This window comes from Neisseria sp. P0009.S010 (assembly GCF_051958545.1).
Taxonomy (GTDB): domain Bacteria; phylum Pseudomonadota; class Gammaproteobacteria; order Burkholderiales; family Neisseriaceae; genus Neisseria; species Neisseria subflava_A.
The window spans coordinates 250,763-268,876 of record NZ_JBQCVH010000003.1; the positions used below are offsets into that span (position 1 = coordinate 250,763).

Consider the following 18,114-nt stretch of genomic DNA (forward strand, 5'->3'; position numbering starts at 1 on the left):
AGGAACAAACCATGAGTGAAAATTTGTTAACCCTGACCATAGACGGCCATGAAGTCAAAGCTTCCACCGACTCGTCAATCATCTAAGCCTATGCCCGTTCAGGCAATGCGATTACTGCCAATGTCGGCTGTATGAGTCAAGGCGTATGCGGTTCCTGCCGCTGCATGATTCGTAAAGAAGGCGAGCGTGAAGTCACCACAGCACTGGCATGCGAGACCAAAGTTGAAGAAGGCATGCAGGTCAGCTTCTTGGACTACTTTATTCCGGAGCACATCCAATATTACGACGTCGGCGAAATTGGTGATGGCTGGAACTGGTTGGACGATACCGCCAAAGCCTTCCCTGAAGCGCAAAATTGCCGTCATTGCGGCGGCTGTAACCGAGCCTGTCCTAAAGGTTTGCAAGTGGAAAACGGCGTAGCGCAGGTAGTTTCTGGCGATTTCGGCGCGGCTGCGCTGACCTTTGACCAATGCGTGATGTGCAACCTCTGCACCCTCTCCTGCCCCGAACACATCCGTCCGAACCACTTGGGCCTGTTCGCACGCCGTATGAAAGCGGCGCGTACATTGCGCCCTGTGGATTTGATGCGCCGCCTGCGCGAAATCGACAGCGGCAAAATGAAAGTCGAATTTGAAGAGGAGTCAGTGTAATGGTTAACAAAATCCAAGGCATAGACTACGAAACCGCCCTTGCCAACCTGCGAGCGTCCTCATTGGAGCTGCGCGGCGATTTACCTGAAAAAAACGAATTATTGAGCCAATTTCACCCTGACTATCAGGCAAATGCACGTGTGAAACTGCCTATCGGCCCAAACCAAGGCGATTACTGCCATCCTGATTTGGCCAAACTCTTAATCAGTCAGCCTCTGATTGACGACTATGATTTGTCAGGCGCAGAACACTTGAACACTGACGTATTGGTGATCGGCGGCGGAGGTGCAGGTGCGGCGGCATTGTCTGCGACTGAAGCCGGCGCACGCGTTATCATGGCAAACAAGCTGCGTATCGGCGACAGCAATACCGTGATGGCCGAAGGTGGTATTCAGGCAGCAGTCGGCACGGAAGACAGCCTGCAGCAGCACTTTGACGACACCATCAAAGGCGGCCACAACGCAGGCAAAAAAGAATTGGTGGCACAAATGGTTACCGACGCGCCGTCCGCCATCCGCTGGCTGATCGGCTTGGGCATGACTTTCGATCTTGCCAAAGGTGCGGACAGCAACGGCATGTTGAGCCGCAAGCGTGCAGGCGGTACGACCGTGCCGCGCATTCTGAGCTACCGCGACTTTACCGGCCTCGAAATGATACGCGTACTGCGCGAGGCAGTCGAGCTCGACGAAAACATCACACAGCTCAACCGCCACCCTGCCATCGAATTATTATCAGACGAACACGGCCGCTGCGTCGGCGCGATTTTGTACGATTTGGAAAAACGCTCTTTGGTGTTGGTTCACGCCAAAGCCGTGGTATTGGCAACCGGCGGCAGCGGACGCCTGCATTTGCAGGGTTTCGCCACTTCCAACCACTATGGCGCTACTGCAGACGGCCTGGTAATGGCTTACCGTATCGGCGCCAAACTGCGCGATGTCGATTCTTTCCAATACCACCCGACCGGCGTTGCCCACCCTCCACACTTGGCAGGCGCGCTGATTTCCGAAGCCGTGCGCTCTGCAGGTACCAAACTGGTCAACGGTTTGGGCGAACGTTTTGTTGACGAATTGCAGCCGCGCGACGTTGTTGCCGCTGCGATTCTGCGCGAATGCCGCGAAGGCCGCGGCGTTGTACGCGACGGACAAGTCGGCGTGTTCCTCGACACCCCGCGCCTGATTGCTAACGACCCTGACGTATTGAACCGTCTAGTAACACTCGGTCACATTGCCCACAAATGCGGCATCGACCCTGCCGTTGAGCCGGTCATGATTCATCCGACCCTGCACTATCAAAACGGCGGTATCGAAATCAACGGTGACGGCGCAACCTGTGTCGAAGGCCTCTATTGCGCCGGCGAAGTAACCGGCGGCATCCACGGCCGCAACCGTCTGATGGGCAATGCGCTTTTGGACATCATCAACTTCGGCCGCCGTGCCGGTAAAGCCGCAGCAAATTGCGGCCTGCCGCTGAAAAAAGTACGCGGTGGTGTCGGACACGTCCACGACCTGCAACGCGAAATGACCCGTGCCGGCCTGACCAGCGACATCAAAGCCCCCGTTTTATATCCCGACTACGGCAAATTCGATTTGCGCGAACACGCCGGTTTGCAGGAGCAACAATCATGAATCAAGCCAATCAAAACTTACTGCATCCTTCCCGCCAAGTCGGCGCAGATTTAGCCGCGTGGCGCAAAGTCGGCGGCGGCGAAGGCCTGCTGGCTGCGCTTGCCGATCCTCAAAGCATTGTTTCCAAACTGCAAGATGCCAATCTTTGCGGTATGGGCGGTGCAGGTTTCCCGACTTGGCGCAAATGGGAGGCCGCCGTTGCTGCCCAAAGCAAAAATGGTGACAAATACGTTGTCTGCAATGCCAACGAAGACGAACCGGGTACATTTAAAGACCGTGTACTGCTGGCAAATACGCCGCACCAAGTCATCGAAGGCGTCCTGATTGCCGCCGTTGCCTGCCGTGCCAATAAAGCGATTTTGTACGTCAACCCTCATCAAACCGAATCCATCGCTTCCATCACACCGGCCATCGAGCAATGGAAAAACAGCGATTTGTTTATCCGCATCGAAAACTACTTGGGTAAACCTTTGGACTTGCAACTGGTTGAAACTTCAGGCCGTTATATCGGCGGCGAAGAAACTGCCGTGATTTCATGGTTGGAAGGCGGGTTCCCCTTCCCTCGCCGCAAGCCGCCTTTCCCTGCCGAAAGCGGTGTCAACGGTGAGCCGACCCTTATCAACAATACCGAAACCTTCGCCAATATTCCGCAAATCCTTGCCAAAGGCGCGGAATGGTACAAATCTTTGGGTTTGGGTGATGCGGCAGGTACGAAACTCTACTCGCTCTCCGGCGACGTATTGAATCCGGGCCTGTACGAACTGCCGATGGGTACGACCCTGCAATCGCTGATTTACGATCACGGCGGCGGTATGCTCGAAGGCCGCACGTTTAAAGCCGTATTTACCGGCGGCCCGTCCAATACGCTTTTGACTGTAAAAGATTTGGATGTGCCTTTGGACTTCGTTTCCGTACGCGAACGCAAATCCAGCCTCGGTACCGGCGCGATGATTGTGATTTCCGAAGGCACCAGCGTGGTGCGTAAAGTGGCCGAGTATGTGGAATTTTTTGCTTCCAACTCATGCGGTCAATGCCCGCCGTGTAAAGGCGGCACATTCCAGCTTTCCCGCCTGCTCAACCGCGTGGACACCGGCATCGGCACTCCCGACGACCTGCGCGCCCTGCAAAGCCTGTGCCAACTGTTGCCACGAAGCGGCCGTTGCGGTTTGATTGACGGCGCGGTTACCGTGTTGCAAAGCTCGCTGCGTACCTTCCCCGAAGAGTACGGCCTGCCGCAAGAACAGGAGTAAAACGGCGTTGTTTTCAGACGGCCTGTTTCTGTAAAGGCCGTCTGAAAGACGATACTCGACTCCCATTCTCTTCTTTCCAAGATTGAAGAGAAACCCAATAAGAAAAATACCTTCCGAACCTACCAAAATACGTTCAGACAGGCTTTAGCAACACTCAGGCCGTCTGAAAACAGATTTCCCAATACTTTAATCCTCAAATTAGGAGATTCAACATGGGCTTCAAGCCAATTCCTGCGGCGGTCGCACTTGTGCTGACGCTGCTTATCTGGTTCGTTATCCCCGTTCCTCAAGGCGTATCGCCTGACGCATGGCATCTTTTGGCATTGTTTGTCGGCATCATTGCCGGCATCATCGGCAAAGCCATGCCTATCGGCGCAATGGCGATTTTGGGCATTACCTTGGTTGCACTGACCGGCGTGACCAACGAAAAAGCTGCAGACGCAACCAAAGACGCTTTGAGCAGCCTCAACAACCCACTTATCTGGATGATCGGTATCGCCATCATCATCTCGCGCGGCCTGTTGAAAACCGGCTTGGGTATGCGTATTGGCTATCTTTTGATTTCTCTCTTCGGCAAACGCACGCTGGGCGTAGGTTACAGCTTGGCATTGGCCGACTTGGTCATCGGTCCGGTAACGCCGAGTAATACCGCGCGCGGCGGTGCCATCGTACATCCGATTATGAAATCCATTGCCCTGAGCTTCGACTCTGACCCTGAAAAAGGTACGGAAGGCAAAATCGGTAAATACCTTTCACTGGTCAACTTCCACTCCAACGTAATTACCTGTCTGATTTTTATCACTGCCACCGCACCCAATCCGCTGGTAGTCGAATTGGTTGCCAAAGCCACCAATTCACAAATCCAACTCTCTTGGGGTACTTGGTTCTTGGCAATGGTAGTACCCGGCCTGCTTGCCATGCTGCTGATGCCGCTGGTGTTGTATTTCCTGTATCCGCCTGAAATCAAACAAACCCCTAACGCCACTGCATTGGCAAAAGAGCATTTGGCTGCCATGGGGCCGATGAAGCGTGAAGAAAAAATCATGCTGGGTATTTTCCTGGTTCTGCTGCTGTTGTGGGCGGGTATTCCCGAGATGCTGTTCGGCGTGAAAGTTGACGCTACCGCCACCACCTTCCTCGGCTTGAGCTTGTGCCTGTTGACCGGCGTACTGACTTGGGACGACGCGCTGAAAGAAAAAAGCGCGTGGGATACCATTGTTTGGTTTGCTGCCTTGGTGATGATGGCAAACTTCCTCAACAAACTGGGCCTCATCAGTTGGTTGTCCGACTCCATGCAAAACGGCATCGCCCACATGGGCTTGGGTTGGGAAGCCGGTTGCGCCCTGTTGATGCTGGCCTACCTCTACTCCCACTACGTTTTCGCCAGCGGTACGGCACACGTTACCGCCATGTTCGGCGCATTCTACGGCGCAGGCTTGGCCTTGGGCGCACCACCGATGCTGTTTGCCCTGATTATGGCAGCCGCTACCGGCATCATGATGTCGCTGACCCACTACGCCACCGGTTCCGCACCTGTCATTTACGGCTCGAACTACGTCAACATGACCGAATGGTGGAAAGCCGGCTTCATCATGAGCGTGGTCGAAATCCTGATTTTCAGCACTGTCGGCATCTTGTGGTGGAAAGCCTTGGGCTATTGGTAACCCTTTAGCCGATTGAAAAATCAGGCCGTCTGAAACTCCAATTTCAGACGGCCTTTTGTTACAATTTCATTTTTACCGAACACACTCAATTACCGTGAAAATACTCATTCTCGGCAGCGGCCAAGTCGGCTCGACCGTCGCCCAAAATCTCGCCTCCGTTCCCAGCAACGACGTTACCATCATCGACATCGATGAAAAAGCGCTCAACCGCATCAGCAGCCGCCTCGATGTCCAAACCATCGTCGGCAACGGCGCATCGCCCTTTACTCTCGAACAGGCAGGCGCGGCGGACTCCGACCTCCTGCTTGCCCTGACACGCAGCGATGAAACCAACATTGTCGCCTCCAAAATCGCCGCCGACCTATTTAACATCCCCAGCCGCATCGCACGCGTGCGCTCAAGCGAATACCTCGAATATCCGGTTGACGGCAGCGACAACCCCGAAGAAGGCAGCCTCAACATCTTCGGCATTACCGAAACCATCAGCCCCGAACAGCTGGTTACCGAACAACTCGTCGGCCTGCTCAACTACACCAGCTCATTGCAGGTACTCAGTTTTGCCAACGATAAAGTGCGCATGGTGATTGTTCAAGCACGCAAAGGCGGTTTGCTGATCGGCCGTGAAATTGCCGACATCAACCAACACCTGCTCGAAGGCGTGGACTGCCAAATCTGCGCCATCTACCGCAACAACCGCCTGATCGTCCCCACCCCGCAAACCGTCATCATCGAAGGCGATGAAGTCCTGTTTGCCGCCGACATCAACAGCGTGGAAGCCATCATGCGCGAATTGCGTCCGAAAGAAGCGCGTACCCGCCGCATCATGATCGCCGGCGGCGGCAACATCGGCTACCGCCTCGCCAAGCAGCTCGAATCCAAATACGACATCAAAATTATCGAATACAAACCCCACCGCGCCGAATGGCTGGCCGAAAATCTGGACAACACCCTCGTCCTGCAAGGTTCCGCCACCGACGAAACCCTACTGGACGAAGAATACATCGACGAAATCGACGTCTTCTGCGCGCTGACCAATGATGACGAAAACAACATCATGTCCAGCCTGTTGGCGAAAAACCTTGGTGCCAAACGCGTGATCACCATCGTCAACCGCTCAAGCTACGTCGATTTGCTCGAAGGCAACAAAATCGATATCGTCGTTTCCCCCCACCTGATTACCATCGGCTCCATCCTCGCCCACATCCGCCGCGGCGACATCGTTGCCGTCCACCCCCTGCGCCGTGGCACGGCCGAAGCCATTGAAGTGGTGGTACACGGCGACAAAAACACTTCCGCCATCGTCGGCCGCCGTATCAGCGGCATCAAATGGCCAAGCGACTGCTACATCTCCGCCATCGTCCGCGGCGCAACCGGCGAGGTCATCATGGGACACCACACCGAAACCATCCTCCAAGACGGCGACCACATTATCTTCTTCGTCTCACGCCGCCGCGTTCTGCCGGAACTGGAGAAACTCATTCAAGTTAAAATGGGCTTTTTCGGTTAAACCCAAAATCCGTTTGCTTGAAGTCATAAAAAGGCCGTCTGAAAACCTTTTCAGACGGCCTTTATTTCTTGTTTTATTTATGCTTTAGCAACGCTGTTTTTACGACCAAACCAAACAAAACCAATCGCACCCAATACAATCATCGGTACGCTCAACCATTGACCCATGGACAAACCCAAGGTCAACAGGCCGAGATAGTCGTCAGGCTGGCGGGCAAATTCGGCAATAAAGCGGAACAAACCGTAACCGCCCAAGAACAATGCCGCCGTTTGTCCGGCCGGACGTGGTTTTTTCGAGAAAATCCAAACGATGACAAACAGGCAAATGCCTTCAAGGGCAAACTGGTAAAGCTGAGACGGATGGCGCGGCAGCATGCCGTATTGTTGCAGCCATTCGGCCCACAAAGGATTGTGCGCCGCAGCTTCCGCATCTTCGTAACGCGCTTGCGGAAAACCCATTGCCCAAAAAGCATTGAGTTCGGTCACGCGTCCCCAAAGTTCGCCGTTGATAAAGTTGCCGATACGGCCGGAAGCCAAGCCCAGCGGTACGAGTGGCGCAACGGTATCCATCAATTTTAAAATGCTGATGTTGTGCTTACGGCCAAACAGCCACATGGCAACGACCACACCCAAAAAGCCGCCGTGAAACGACATACCGCCTTCCCAAACTTTGAAAATATCCAACGGGTTGGCCAGATAGTCGGAAAATTTATAAAACAAAACGTAGCCGATACGGCCGCCCAAGATCACGCCCAAGATACCCCAAGTCAGGAAATCGTCGAGTGTTTCTTTGGTAAACACAGAATTGCCCTGCGCGATACGGCGACGGCCCAAAATCGTAAACAGGATAAAGCCAACAATATAGCTCAAGGCATACCAGCGGATGGCAAGCGGGCCGATGCTGATCAGCACCGGATCAAACTGGGGATGTATCATCATAATGTGTGTTCCTTATCTCAAAGGCCGTCTGAAAGCCTGAACTTTCAGACGGCCTGTATGCGGTATCGGATAGTTTAACGCAAATCGCCAACCACATTCAAAATAGCAGACAACATTGCCTCGCCCAAGCGCAGCGAGCGTTGGCCGTTCCAGCCGAAATCGTCGTCCGGCAGGTTGGCATTGTCTTTAAACGGCATTTCCAAAGTATAGGCAAGGCAGTTGAAATGATTGCCGACCCAGTTGGTCGCCAAAGTCATGTTTGCCTGACCCGGCGCATCTTTGTCATAGCCGTAATCGTCTTGGAAATCGGGGCTGGCATTGAGCAACGCGAGCTTGAATTGGTCTTCCAAGGCTTCGATGCGCTCGTTGTAGTTCGGCACGCCTTCGGTACCGGCCACAAAGACAAACGGCAGACCTTCATCGCCATGAATATCCAAGAACAAATCCACGCCGGTTTCCATCATTTTTTCACGGACGGTAAAGACTTCGGGGCTTCGCTCCAAAGTCGGGGTTTCCCATTCGCGGTTGAGGTTGGCGCCGGCGGCATTGGTGCGTAGATTACCCAAAACCGAACCGTCCGGATTCATATTCGGCACAATGTAAAAAGTTGCACGGTCAAGCAGCATGCGCGCGGTCGGATCTTGCGGATCAAGCAGGCGACCCAGCAAACCTTCGACAAACCATTCCGCCATGGTTTCGCCCGGATGCTGACGGGCGATAATCCAGACTTTCATATCGCTTTCGACTTGGTTACCGATGGTCAGAAGGTTGATGTCGCGGCCTTGAACGGTACTGCCCAAATCGTCGATACGGCACAAACCGCTGCCCTGAGCATCGCCCAAAAGGTTCAAATGCTGCTCGTTGGAATAAGGCTCGAAATAAGCGTAGTAAACGCTGTTGGACAAAGGCGTATGGTTGATGGTCAATACGCCGTTTTCGTAGCTGGTCGGCACGCGGAACCAATTTTGGCGGTCGTAAGAAGCGCAAGCCTGATAGTCCTCCCAGCCCAAAGGATACGCAGCGTCCGCCGCATTTTCAAAATGCATCACGCAGTTTTGATAGGCCGCACCCTGCAAACGGAAGTAAAACCATTGGGCAAACTCCGAAGCATTGTCGGGACGCAGGGCGAGACGGATATCGGCAGGGTTGCTCAAGTCTTTGACAACGACCGAACCGGCATCGAATTGGGTGCTGATTTTCATCATGGGTATCCTTAGTAATCGGCGAAGAGGCCGAAGCAAACCGTCATTTTACCGTTTGCATGAGGCTGGTTTCAACCATTTAACTGATTTAACAGGATTTCAAGCGCTTGGAAATATTGTTTCAGACGGCCTTTGGGATTAAGATAAAGGCAGAAATCATGAAACAAGGTTGAAACCATGACCCAGCAACAATCTGTCTCCCCTTCCATCAAGGCGCGCGTCCTTGCTGAATCTTTACCTTATATCCGCCGTTTTTCCGGCTCCATCATCGTCATCAAATACGGCGGCAATGCCATGACCGAACCTGCCTTAAAAGAGGGTTTCGCACGCGATGTCGTCCTGCTCAAACTAATCGGCCTGCATCCCGTCATCGTTCACGGCGGCGGCCCGCAAATTAATGAAATGTTGGAAAAAGTCGGCAAAAAAGGAGAATTTGTTCAAGGCATGCGCGTGACCGACAGCGAAACCATGGACATTGTAGAAATGGTTTTGGGCGGACACGTCAATAAAGAAATCGTTTCCATGATTACTACCTTCGGCGGTCGCGCCGTCGGCATTACCGGCCGGGACAACCACTTCATCAAAGCGGAAAAACTCCTGATCGACACGCCTGAACAAAAAGGCGTGAACATCGGCCAAGTCGGCACAGTGGCCGACATCGATACCCGTTTGGTGGAAGGCTTGGTTGAGCGCGGCTGCATTCCTGTCATTGCACCCATCGGCGTAGGCCAAAACGGCGAAGCGTTCAACATCAATGCCGACTTGGTTGCCGGCAAACTGGCGGAAAAACTTCAAGCCGAAAAACTGCTGATGATGACCAATATCCCCGGCGTACTGGATAAAGAAGGCAAATTATTGACCACCCTCACGCCAAGCCGCATTGACGAACTGATTGAAGACGGTACGCTGTACGGCGGAATGCTGCCTAAAATTGCCTCCGCCGTCGAGGCCGCCAAAAGCGGGGTCAAAGCTACGCATATCATAGACGGCCGCGTTCCCAACGCCCTGCTCTTGGAAGTACTGACCGATGACGGCGTAGGCTCGATGATTTTGGGCGAAGGCTAATCCGTTTTTCAGACGGCCTTATGCCTTATTTAATCAGCTTTTCACCCTAAAAAGGGTAAAAAATGTTACACTATACGGCTTATGTTTGTTTGAGCGATATTGACGTGAAACAAACTTACAGTCGGTTTCATACCGACTCCGATGCCATACCTGGCAAAGACGGTATAATGTCTGCATTCATCAGACTTTGGCAATCATCCTTAAGGCCGTCTGAAACGTAACAAAGCTACTTTTCTTTTACCATCCTATTTGGAGATATTCATGAGCGCAATCGTTGATATTTTTGCACGCGAAATTTTGGACTCCCGCGGCAACCCTACTGTAGAGTGTGACGTATTGTTGGAATCCGGCGTCATGGGACGCGCAGCCGTACCAAGCGGCGCATCAACCGGCCAAAAAGAAGCTTTGGAACTGCGTGACGGCGACAAATCCCGTTACTTGGGCAAAGGCGTATTGAAAGCCGTTGACCACGTCAATAACCAAATCGCGCAAGCCCTCATCGGTATCGATGCCAACGAACAATCTTATATCGACCAAATCATGATCGAATTGGACGGTACTGAAAACAAAGGCAACTTAGGTGCCAACGCCACTTTGGCCGTTTCCATGGCCGTAGCACGCGCAGCCGCTGAAGATTCAGGCCTGCCGCTGTACCGTTACTTGGGCGGCGCAGGCCCAATGGCTCTGCCTGTTCCGATGATGAACGTAATCAACGGCGGCGAACATGCCAACAACAGCCTGAACATCCAAGAATTCATGATCATGCCTGTCGGCGCAAAATCTTTCCGCGAAGCTCTGCGTTGCGGCGCCGAAATTTTCCACGCACTGAAAAAACTGTGTGATGCCAAAGGCTTCCCAACTACCGTGGGCGACGAAGGCGGTTTCGCACCTAACCTGAACAGCCACAAAGAAGCCCTGCAACTGATCGTAGAAGCAACCGAAGCCGCAGGCTACAAAGCAGGCGAAGACGTATTGTTCGCCCTGGACTGCGCATCCAGCGAGTTCTACAAAGACGGCAAATACCACTTGGAAGCCGAAGGCCGCTCTTACACCAGCGCAGAATTTGCCGAATACTTGGAAGGCCTGGTTAACGAATTCCCAATTGTTTCCATCGAAGACGGTATGGACGAAAACGACTGGGAAGGCTGGAAACTGCTGACCGAAAAATTGGGCGGCAAAGTTCAATTGGTCGGCGACGACTTGTTCGTAACCAATCCAAAAATCTTGGCTGAAGGCATCGAAAAAGGCGTGGCAAACGCATTGCTGGTCAAAGTCAACCAAATCGGTACATTGAGCGAAACCCTGAAAGCCGTTGACTTGGCCAAACGCAACCGCTACACCAGCGTAATGAGCCACCGTTCCGGTGAAACCGAAGACAGCACCATTGCCGACTTGGCAGTTGCTACCAACTGTATGCAAATCAAAACCGGCTCCCTGTCCCGTTCTGACCGCATGGCGAAATATAACCAATTGTTGCGCATCGAAGAAGAATTGGCCGAAGCCGCTTACTACCCTGGCAAAGCCGCATTCTACCAATTGGGCAAATAAGCAGAATATAGGATATTGATTGTATGAAGTGGGTGACTTTTGTTTTAACCTTCGCACTTTTGTGCTGTCAGTACAGCCTTTGGTTTGGTAAAGGCAGCGTCGGGCATACGGAAGAATTGCAGGAGCAGCTCGTCCGTCAGGAGGAAAAAAACCAAACGCTCACTTTGCGCAACAATTTCCTCAATGCGGAAGTTGAAGACTTGGCACACGGACAAGAGGCCATCGCCGAAATTGCCCGCGTCGAATTGGGCTATGTCCAAGACGGCGAAGTGTATTACCGAATCATCGACCGCCGCTAAACCCTGCAAAACAAAGGCCGTCTGAAAACATATTTTTCAGACGGCCTTTTTCATCGCAATCGCTATATAATCACATATCCCAAAATCAAATCACACTCATCATGTATGACGTAAACACCCACGATGTCCGCCGATTCTTTGCCCACGTCTGGCAACACAGACTCGCACCGCTCCAATTGGACGGCCTGCAACAAAAAGCATTGCGCATTATCGAAGCCCATCCCGAATACGGACACTATCTCGAAGACATCGAACAATATTTAGATAAAGAATGGCTGCCCGAAGACGGCGAAAGCAACCCATTCCTGCATATGTCGCTACACCTTTCCCTGCAAGAGCAAAGCGCCATCGACCAGCCCCCGGGCATCCGTGCCATCCACCACCAACTTTGCGCCCGTTACAACGGCGACTGGGTCAAAGCCGAACACGATATGATGGAAGCCTTGGCAGAAACCATCTGGGAAGCGCAACGCTACGGACGGGGCCTTGACGTCAATGCCTACATGACCCGATTACGGAAATTGGTCGGCTTAGGCCAAGAAGAAAAAGCCCGCCTCAATCCCCATGAAGTCGGCCTGATGGATACAAAGTAACTTCTTTTCAGACGGCTTCACCCCATACAAATCCTTACGCTTGCCAAAGCCAACATTTCCATCTTTCATGCTAAATTACTTTTTTGAAATCCGCATTACAAGGAAAACCAAAATGCTCCGCCCAGCCCTTACCGCCCTACTACTAGCCGTCTCCCTGCCCGTTGCAGCAGAAAGCCTCAATTACAACATCGTTGAATTTTCCGAATCCGCCAACATGGAAGTGCCGCGAGATACCATGACCGCGCATTTCAGCATCAACGCAGAAGGCAAAGACCGTCAAGCCGCCAACCAAGCTTTCATGAAGAAATTCAACCAGTTCAACAAAATCTCCCAAAACAGCAAACTTAAAGCCGAGCTGATGGAGCGCAACGCATCCCCGCGCTATCAATACACCAACGGCAAACGCACCCAAACCGGCTGGGAAGAACACGCCTACTTCAAAGTAGAAAGCAAAGACTTTGAAGCACTCAACCGCCTGATTGCCGACAGCATCAATATCGCCATTTTGGAAAGCTCCTCGTTTTCCGTATCCAAAGAAAAACGCGAAGAAACCGTCGACCAACTGAGCAAGGCCGTCATCCTGCGCTTCAAAGATCGCGCCCAAAACCTCGCCCAAACACTCGGCTTCTCCAGCTACAAAATCGTTAAACTCAACCTGGGTCACATCGGCAACCGTCAAGTCGGCGGCAATTTTGCACGCGCCAAAATGCTGCGTGCAATCCCCGCCGCAGAAGTAGCGGCAGGAATAGAAGATGGCGTACCAGCCTCCCCAGGTTCGGAAGAGATCAGCCTGACCGTCAACGGCTCGGTGCAAATGTAGGATTTTCTTTGAAATCATTTTAAAGGCCGTCTGAAAGTATATTTTTCAGACGGCCTTTTATATTACTCAATGATTAGAATGGAATATCGTCGTCGATATCATCAACCGGAGCGGTCGGTTGTGCCGGAGCGGGACGACGGGCTGGGGCTGCTGGGGGTTCTTGAGCCGGAGCAGATTGGTATTGCTGTTGTGGCGCTTGTTGGTAACTGCCTTGGCTTGAATGAGCGCCTTGGTTGTAGCCGTCATCGTATGGTGCGCCGCCGCTGTTGTCGTTGCGGCCGCCAAGCATTTTCATTTCGTTGGCGATAATGTCGTAAGCGGTGCGCTCGATGCCGTCTTTGCCTTGGTATTTACGGCTTTGGATACGGCCTTCCAGGTACACTTGGCTGCCTTTACGCAGGTATTGACCGGCGATCTCGGCGAGCTTGCGGTACATGGTAATGTTGTGCCATTCAGTACGTTCTACGCGCTGGCCGTTACGGTCGTTCCAAGTTTCGCTGGTGGCAACGCTGAAGTTACAGACGGCCTCGCCGTTGGGCATATAGCGGACTTCCGGGTCACGGCCGAGGCGGCCGATGAGGATAACTTTATTCAATGACATTTTACACTCCTGTGATGATTTTTTCGGCGGCCTCTTGGTCGAATCCTTTTTGCAAGGCCTTGATATAAATGGTTTGCTTGTCTGCGCTAAAGCTGATGCTTTCAACGCCTTCAATTTCGGTCAATTTTTGGTAGAGCAAATCCGGATTTTGTTGCCATTCGGCGTTAAGCGGATAGCTGAGGTTTTTGACAGGCTTCGGTGCCGGCGAAATGACTGCCAATACCAGCCACAGCAACATCAGTACGCTACAAAAGGCAAATACGCCTGCAAAACCGTATTTTTGGAACAATAAACCACCGGTTGCGCCGCCGACAAACAAGCCGACCGACTGCATGGTGTTATATACGCCCATCGCCGTACCTTTCAAATCGGACGGAGCAATTTTTGACACCATAGACGGCAAGCTGGCTTCCAATACATTGAAACCAATAAAGTAAACAATCAGATAAGCGGTAATCAACCATACCGAGTGCATTCCAAACAGCAAACCTATTTGCGCCGCGGTAATGCAGACGATACCAAGGATAAACACTTGTTTGAGCTTGTTGCGCGTTTCGCCGACGATAATCAGCGGCACCATAATAATCAGGCCGGTAATGGTTGACGGCAGATAGACTTGCCAGTGATGGATTTTTTCCAAACCCAACTGCGTCATGGCAAACGGCAATGCGGTAAATAAAGCCATTTGCGCCGCATGCAAGGCAAAAATACCGAAGTCGAGATTGAGCAGTTGGCGGTTTTTCAATACCTCGCCCATACGCGAAGGCTGCGCCTGCGTGTCTTCGTGCATTTTTGACACTTCGGGATCAGGCGTCATCCAAGCAACCACGCCGATACTGATTACAGTCAGAATACCGGTCAGCGCAAACAGGCCGGATACGCCGATAAAGCTGGCAATCATCGGTGCCAGCACTAGGCTGACGGAGAAGGTCAAGCCGATACTCAGGCCGATCATCGCCATCGCACGCGTCCGCACTTCATTACGGGTCAAATCCGCCAGCAAAGCCGTTACCGCCGCACTGACGGCACCCGCGCCTTGAATGGCACGCGCGGCAACCAACATCTGCAGGCTGTCGGCAACTGCAGCCAAAAAACTACCCGCCGCAAACACAATCAGGCCGGCATAAATCACTTTTTTACGGCCGAACTTGTCGGAAGCCATGCCCAAAGGCAGTTGCAGCAAAGCCTGTGTCAGCCCGTAAATACCCATTGCCATGCCGACCAGAGCTTTATTGTTTTCTGCGCCGGGCAACGAAGCGGCATACATCGCCAAAACAGGCAACACCAAAAACATCCCCAACATACGCAGTGCGTAAACGCCGGAAAGTGTGGTACTGGCACGCCACTCGTGCGGAAACATTTGAATGCGGTTATCTCTTGCCATAAAGAATGTTTCAGACGGCCTTAAGTTTGCGAAAGGCCGTCTGAAAGTGTGAATTAACAGATTTTCTGATTATACAGGATTCAAAGGAATTGCATGGGGTCAAATCGCAAGCTGTTTATCGCAAACCTGCTTCATCGGTATAAAACAGTTTCAACTGAAAACCAGCATCACGCAAGATCCGCCCTATCCCATTTATCCTGAATCAACCCCACTGCCATCTATTTCGCCACGCGCCTAACACGGCGTTCGGATATTTATTACTGCCCAAACTGCCGTTAAACCTTGCCAAAGCGCGGACAATATTGCCTTTTTCGATATTGTTGTAATGGCGAAGAATGGTGCAGCCATAGCGCAGATTGGTGCGGATATCGAAAAGATTGTGCGACGGATTGCCAATATAGTTTTTCCAAAACGGCATCACCTGCATCAAACCGCGCGCTCCCACTCCGCTGATGGCATATTGACGAAACGCGCTTTCTACTTCAATCAAACCCAGAATCACTTGGGTGTTGAGTCCGGCACGACTGCTTTCGTATTGAATATTGACCAACAAACGGCGGCGCTCGCCCTCATCGGGAATAAAGCGTGCCAATCGGGAAGACATCGCCGCCAACCAACGTTCCCCTTCCCTCGAATCGGCAAACACCAGCCGCGCAGGGCTGGCACTATTGATCGAACTACGCATCACGGAAGCCACATCATCGGCCAGCGTTTCTTCACGTTGCGCCCCCGCCCATGCGGTCGCAGGCGTCAAAAGCATGGCTCCGCCCACTTGCAACAGACGGCGGCGCGATAAAAATAAGGAATCTTGGTTTTCCGATTTCATGTGTTTCTCTTTTTAGGCCGTCTGAAAAGTTCAGACGGCCTTTGATATATTTGCTTAAAATCAGCATTATAAAATACATCTATGAGCAGAATCAAAGAGCTGTATTCCTTTTATTGTCAAGTGATACCGCCTCAAGTAACATTTAGGTTTTTCTAATCAAGCGGTATTTTTTATGACCACCACTCCCGCCAACGTTTTAGCCTCCGTCGACTTGGGTTCCAACAGTTTCCGCCTGCAAATTTGTGAAAACAACAACGGCCAGCTGAAAGTCATCGACTCGTTCAAACAAATGGTTCGCTTTGCCGCCGGCTTGGACGAACAAAAAAACCTGAGTGAAGCCTCTCAAGAACAAGCCTTGGAATGTTTGGCAAAATTTGGCGAACGCCTGCGCGGATTCCAACCTGAAAACGTGCGAGTGGTGGCCACCAACACTTTCCGCGTCGCCAAAAACATCGCCCAATTTCTGCCCCGTGCCGAAGCAGCGCTGGGTTTCCCCATCGAAGTGATTGCCGGCCGCGAAGAAGCGCGTCTGATTTACACCGGCGTAGTGCATACCCTGCCGCCCAAAGGCGACAAAATGCTGGTTATCGACATCGGCGGCGGTTCGACCGAATTTGTCATTGGCTCGGATTTGCAACCTCTGACCACAGAAAGCCTGCCTTTGGGCTGCGTAACGTACAGCATGCGCTTCTTCCAAAACAAAGTGACCGCCAAAGATTTCCAAGCCGCCGTTTCCGCCGCGCGTATTGAAATCCAACGCATCAGCAAAATGATGAAGCGTACCGGTTGGGATTTCGCCATCGGCACGTCCGGTTCGGCAAAATCCATACGCGACGTTTTGGCAGCCGAATTGCCGCAAGAAGCCGACATTACCGCCCAAGGCATGCGTTATCTTGCCGATAGGATTATCGAAGCCGGTTCGGTTAAAAAAGCCAAATTTGAAAACCTCAAACCCGAACGAATCGAAGTTTTTGCAGGCGGATTGGCCGTGATGATGGCCGCTTTTGAAGAGCTTTCGCTGACCAAAATGACCGTTACCGAGGCTGCCCTCCGCGACGGCGTGTTCTACGACTTAATCGGCCGCAGCCTCAATGTCGATATGCGCGAACAGACAACGGCGGAGTTCCAAAAACGCTACCACGTCAGCCTCAACCAAGCCAAACGCGTTGCCGATACCGCGCAAGCCTTCATGAACAGCCTGTGCCACGCCAAAAACGTAACCGTTCAAGAACTTGCCCTGTGGAACCAATACCTCAGCCGCGCAGGCCGTCTGCATGAAATCGGCTTGGATATTGCCCATACCGGTTATCACAAACACTCCGCCTACATTCTCGAAAACGCCGATATGCCGGGCTTCTCACGCAAAGAGCAAACCATTTTGGCGCAACTGGTTATCGGCCATCGCGGCGACCTTAAGAAAATGGCAGACATTATCGGTAACAACGAAATCATGTGGTGTGCCGTATTGTCCCTGCGCCTGGCAGCCCTCTTCTGCCGCTCGCGCCTGCCGCTTGATTTGCCGCCGCAAACCCAGCTTCGCATCGATGAAAACAACCACAGCTTCATCTTGCGCATCAACGCCCAATGGCTGGAGCAACACCCCCTCATCGCCGATGCGCTGGACTACGAAAGCGCGCAATGGCAAAAAATCGATATGCCTTTCTCGGTTCAAGCACAATAAACCGCGCTCCGTTATAATAGGCAGCTGTTCAAAATCCAAACCGCAGGCCGTCTGAAAACGACAGCCTGCCATACATCAAGGAAAACCATGAGAAAACCCCAACGTGGCTATGCCCGCCAAGACCGTGTCAAAGAACAAATCATGCGCGAGCTTGCCGAACTCGTCCGCACCGGCCTGAAAGACCCGCGCGCAGGCTTCATCACCATCAACGAAGTCGAAGTTACCGGCGATTACAGCCACGCAACCGTGTTCTACACCGTCCTCGACGACAGCACACGCGACATCACCGAAGAAGCTTTAGAACACGCCAAAGGCCATTTGCGCAGCGAATTGGCCAAACGCATCAAACTCTTCAAAACGCCTGAGCTGCACTTCAAATACGACGAATCACTCGAACGCGGCATGAGTATTTCCAGCCTGATCGACCAAGTAGCGGCGGAAAAACCGGTTGAAGACTGATT

The 18,114-nt window shown here is 52.4% G+C and carries 16 protein-coding genes and 1 pseudogene; 12 read left to right on the forward strand and 5 right to left on the reverse strand.

Annotated features, from left to right (window positions below; all coding sequences use genetic code 11):
• The first annotated feature begins 11 nt into the window (after positions 1–11).
• The 5 genes and pseudogenes from ACTHSN_RS04650 (at position 12) to trkA (ending at position 6,696) form a co-directional block, all read left to right on the forward strand.
• A pseudogene (locus ACTHSN_RS04650) lies at positions 12–650 on the forward strand (4Fe-4S dicluster domain-containing protein).
• Entirely contained in the window at positions 650–2,275 is a 1,626-nt protein-coding gene (locus ACTHSN_RS04655) for an FAD-binding protein (RefSeq protein WP_440365125.1), read from the forward strand. Before ACTHSN_RS04650 ends, ACTHSN_RS04655 begins: the two are co-directional and overlap by 1 nt.
• On the forward strand, positions 2,272–3,525 hold the full coding sequence (locus ACTHSN_RS04660) for a complex I 51 kDa subunit family protein (RefSeq protein WP_070460286.1): 1,254 nt from the start codon (positions 2,272–2,274) through the stop codon (positions 3,523–3,525). Before ACTHSN_RS04655 ends, ACTHSN_RS04660 begins: the two co-directional genes overlap by 4 nt.
• Positions 3,526–3,737: 212 nt before the next feature.
• The gene (locus ACTHSN_RS04665; protein WP_070460288.1) at positions 3,738–5,189 is read left to right on the forward strand and encodes a DASS family sodium-coupled anion symporter; all 1,452 of its coding nucleotides are present in this window, start codon (positions 3,738–3,740) and stop codon (positions 5,187–5,189) included.
• Between the two features lie 94 nt (positions 5,190–5,283).
• The gene (gene trkA, locus ACTHSN_RS04670; RefSeq protein ID WP_440365126.1) at positions 5,284–6,696 is read left to right on the forward strand and encodes a Trk system potassium transporter TrkA; all 1,413 of its coding nucleotides are present in this window, start codon (positions 5,284–5,286) and stop codon (positions 6,694–6,696) included.
• Between the two features lie 77 nt (positions 6,697–6,773).
• On the opposite strand, the gene lgt is transcribed toward trkA, so the two are convergent.
• Entirely contained in the window at positions 6,774–7,634 is an 861-nt protein-coding gene (gene lgt / locus ACTHSN_RS04675) for a prolipoprotein diacylglyceryl transferase (protein ID WP_004520768.1), read from the reverse strand.
• A gap of 74 nt (positions 7,635–7,708) precedes the next feature.
• Complete coding sequence (locus ACTHSN_RS04680) at positions 7,709–8,839, reverse strand: M14 family metallopeptidase (RefSeq protein WP_004520769.1); 1,131 nt, start codon at positions 8,837–8,839, stop codon at positions 7,709–7,711.
• A 174-nt stretch (positions 8,840–9,013) separates the two neighbouring features.
• Between ACTHSN_RS04680 and argB the strand changes: the two genes are divergently transcribed.
• The 5 genes from argB to ACTHSN_RS04705 all read left to right on the forward strand — a co-directional run bounded on the left by argB (position 9,014) and on the right by ACTHSN_RS04705 (position 13,161).
• Positions 9,014–9,901 (forward strand): acetylglutamate kinase, encoded by an 888-nt coding sequence (argB, locus tag ACTHSN_RS04685; protein ID WP_004520770.1) that lies wholly within the window; start codon positions 9,014–9,016, stop codon positions 9,899–9,901.
• A gap of 261 nt (positions 9,902–10,162) precedes the next feature.
• Positions 10,163–11,449: a phosphopyruvate hydratase gene (eno, locus tag ACTHSN_RS04690; RefSeq protein WP_004520772.1), complete on the forward strand. Its 1,287-nt coding sequence runs from the start codon at positions 10,163–10,165 to the stop codon at positions 11,447–11,449.
• Positions 11,450–11,472: 23 nt separating this feature from the next.
• Positions 11,473–11,748 (forward strand): cell division protein FtsB, encoded by a 276-nt coding sequence (gene ftsB, locus ACTHSN_RS04695; protein ID WP_003679613.1) that lies wholly within the window; start codon positions 11,473–11,475, stop codon positions 11,746–11,748.
• Between the two features lie 101 nt (positions 11,749–11,849).
• A complete protein-coding gene (locus ACTHSN_RS04700; protein WP_049335876.1) occupies positions 11,850–12,341 on the forward strand; it encodes a DUF1841 family protein in 492 nt (163 codons plus the stop codon).
• A 112-nt stretch (positions 12,342–12,453) separates the two neighbouring features.
• Positions 12,454–13,161 (forward strand): SIMPL domain-containing protein, encoded by a 708-nt coding sequence (locus ACTHSN_RS04705; RefSeq protein ID WP_039862478.1) that lies wholly within the window; start codon positions 12,454–12,456, stop codon positions 13,159–13,161.
• 73 nt (positions 13,162–13,234) lie between these two features.
• On the opposite strand, the gene ACTHSN_RS04710 is transcribed toward ACTHSN_RS04705, so the two are convergent.
• The 3 genes from ACTHSN_RS04710 to ACTHSN_RS04720 all read right to left on the reverse strand — a co-directional run bounded on the left by ACTHSN_RS04710 (position 13,235) and on the right by ACTHSN_RS04720 (position 15,972).
• Positions 13,235–13,762: a single-stranded DNA-binding protein gene (locus tag ACTHSN_RS04710; protein WP_004520776.1), complete on the reverse strand. Its 528-nt coding sequence runs from the start codon at positions 13,760–13,762 to the stop codon at positions 13,235–13,237.
• A 1-nt stretch (position 13,763) separates the two neighbouring features.
• Positions 13,764–15,146 carry an MFS transporter gene (locus ACTHSN_RS04715; RefSeq protein ID WP_308538276.1) on the reverse strand — a complete coding sequence of 461 codons (1,383 nt, stop codon included), beginning with the start codon at positions 15,144–15,146 and terminating at the stop codon, positions 13,764–13,766.
• Positions 15,147–15,348: 202 nt separating this feature from the next.
• The gene (locus tag ACTHSN_RS04720; protein WP_039863563.1) at positions 15,349–15,972 is read right to left on the reverse strand and encodes a lytic transglycosylase domain-containing protein; all 624 of its coding nucleotides are present in this window, start codon (positions 15,970–15,972) and stop codon (positions 15,349–15,351) included.
• Between the two features lie 172 nt (positions 15,973–16,144).
• On the opposite strand from ACTHSN_RS04720, the gene ppx reads away from it, so the two are divergent.
• Positions 16,145–17,653 carry an exopolyphosphatase gene (ppx, locus tag ACTHSN_RS04725; protein WP_004520779.1) on the forward strand — a complete coding sequence of 503 codons (1,509 nt, stop codon included), beginning with the start codon at positions 16,145–16,147 and terminating at the stop codon, positions 17,651–17,653.
• 87 nt (positions 17,654–17,740) lie between these two features.
• On the forward strand, positions 17,741–18,112 hold the full coding sequence (rbfA, locus tag ACTHSN_RS04730; protein ID WP_070504737.1) for a 30S ribosome-binding factor RbfA: 372 nt from the start codon (positions 17,741–17,743) through the stop codon (positions 18,110–18,112).
• Positions 18,113–18,114 lie beyond the last annotated feature (2 nt).

Coding starts and splice junctions, on each gene's coding strand:
- ACTHSN_RS04660 (WP_070460286.1), top strand. CDS start 2,272: ATGAATCAAGCCAATCAAAACTTACTGCATCCTTCCCGCCAAGTCGGC.
- eno (WP_004520772.1), top strand. CDS start 10,163: ATGAGCGCAATCGTTGATATTTTTGCACGCGAAATTTTGGACTCCCGC.
- argB (WP_004520770.1), top strand. CDS start 9,014: ATGACCCAGCAACAATCTGTCTCCCCTTCCATCAAGGCGCGCGTCCTT.
- ppx (WP_004520779.1), top strand. CDS start 16,145: ATGACCACCACTCCCGCCAACGTTTTAGCCTCCGTCGACTTGGGTTCC.
- ACTHSN_RS04700 (WP_049335876.1), top strand. CDS start 11,850: ATGTATGACGTAAACACCCACGATGTCCGCCGATTCTTTGCCCACGTC.
- ACTHSN_RS04665 (WP_070460288.1), top strand. CDS start 3,738: ATGGGCTTCAAGCCAATTCCTGCGGCGGTCGCACTTGTGCTGACGCTG.
- ACTHSN_RS04705 (WP_039862478.1), top strand. CDS start 12,454: ATGCTCCGCCCAGCCCTTACCGCCCTACTACTAGCCGTCTCCCTGCCC.
- ACTHSN_RS04655 (WP_440365125.1), top strand. CDS start 650: ATGGTTAACAAAATCCAAGGCATAGACTACGAAACCGCCCTTGCCAAC.
- lgt (WP_004520768.1), bottom strand. CDS start 7,634: ATGATGATACATCCCCAGTTTGATCCGGTGCTGATCAGCATCGGCCCG.
- ACTHSN_RS04720 (WP_039863563.1), bottom strand. CDS start 15,972: ATGAAATCGGAAAACCAAGATTCCTTATTTTTATCGCGCCGCCGTCTG.
- ACTHSN_RS04710 (WP_004520776.1), bottom strand. CDS start 13,762: ATGTCATTGAATAAAGTTATCCTCATCGGCCGCCTCGGCCGTGACCCG.
- ftsB (WP_003679613.1), top strand. CDS start 11,473: ATGAAGTGGGTGACTTTTGTTTTAACCTTCGCACTTTTGTGCTGTCAG.
- ACTHSN_RS04715 (WP_308538276.1), bottom strand. CDS start 15,146: ATGGCAAGAGATAACCGCATTCAAATGTTTCCGCACGAGTGGCGTGCC.
- rbfA (WP_070504737.1), top strand. CDS start 17,741: ATGAGAAAACCCCAACGTGGCTATGCCCGCCAAGACCGTGTCAAAGAA.
- ACTHSN_RS04680 (WP_004520769.1), bottom strand. CDS start 8,839: ATGATGAAAATCAGCACCCAATTCGATGCCGGTTCGGTCGTTGTCAAA.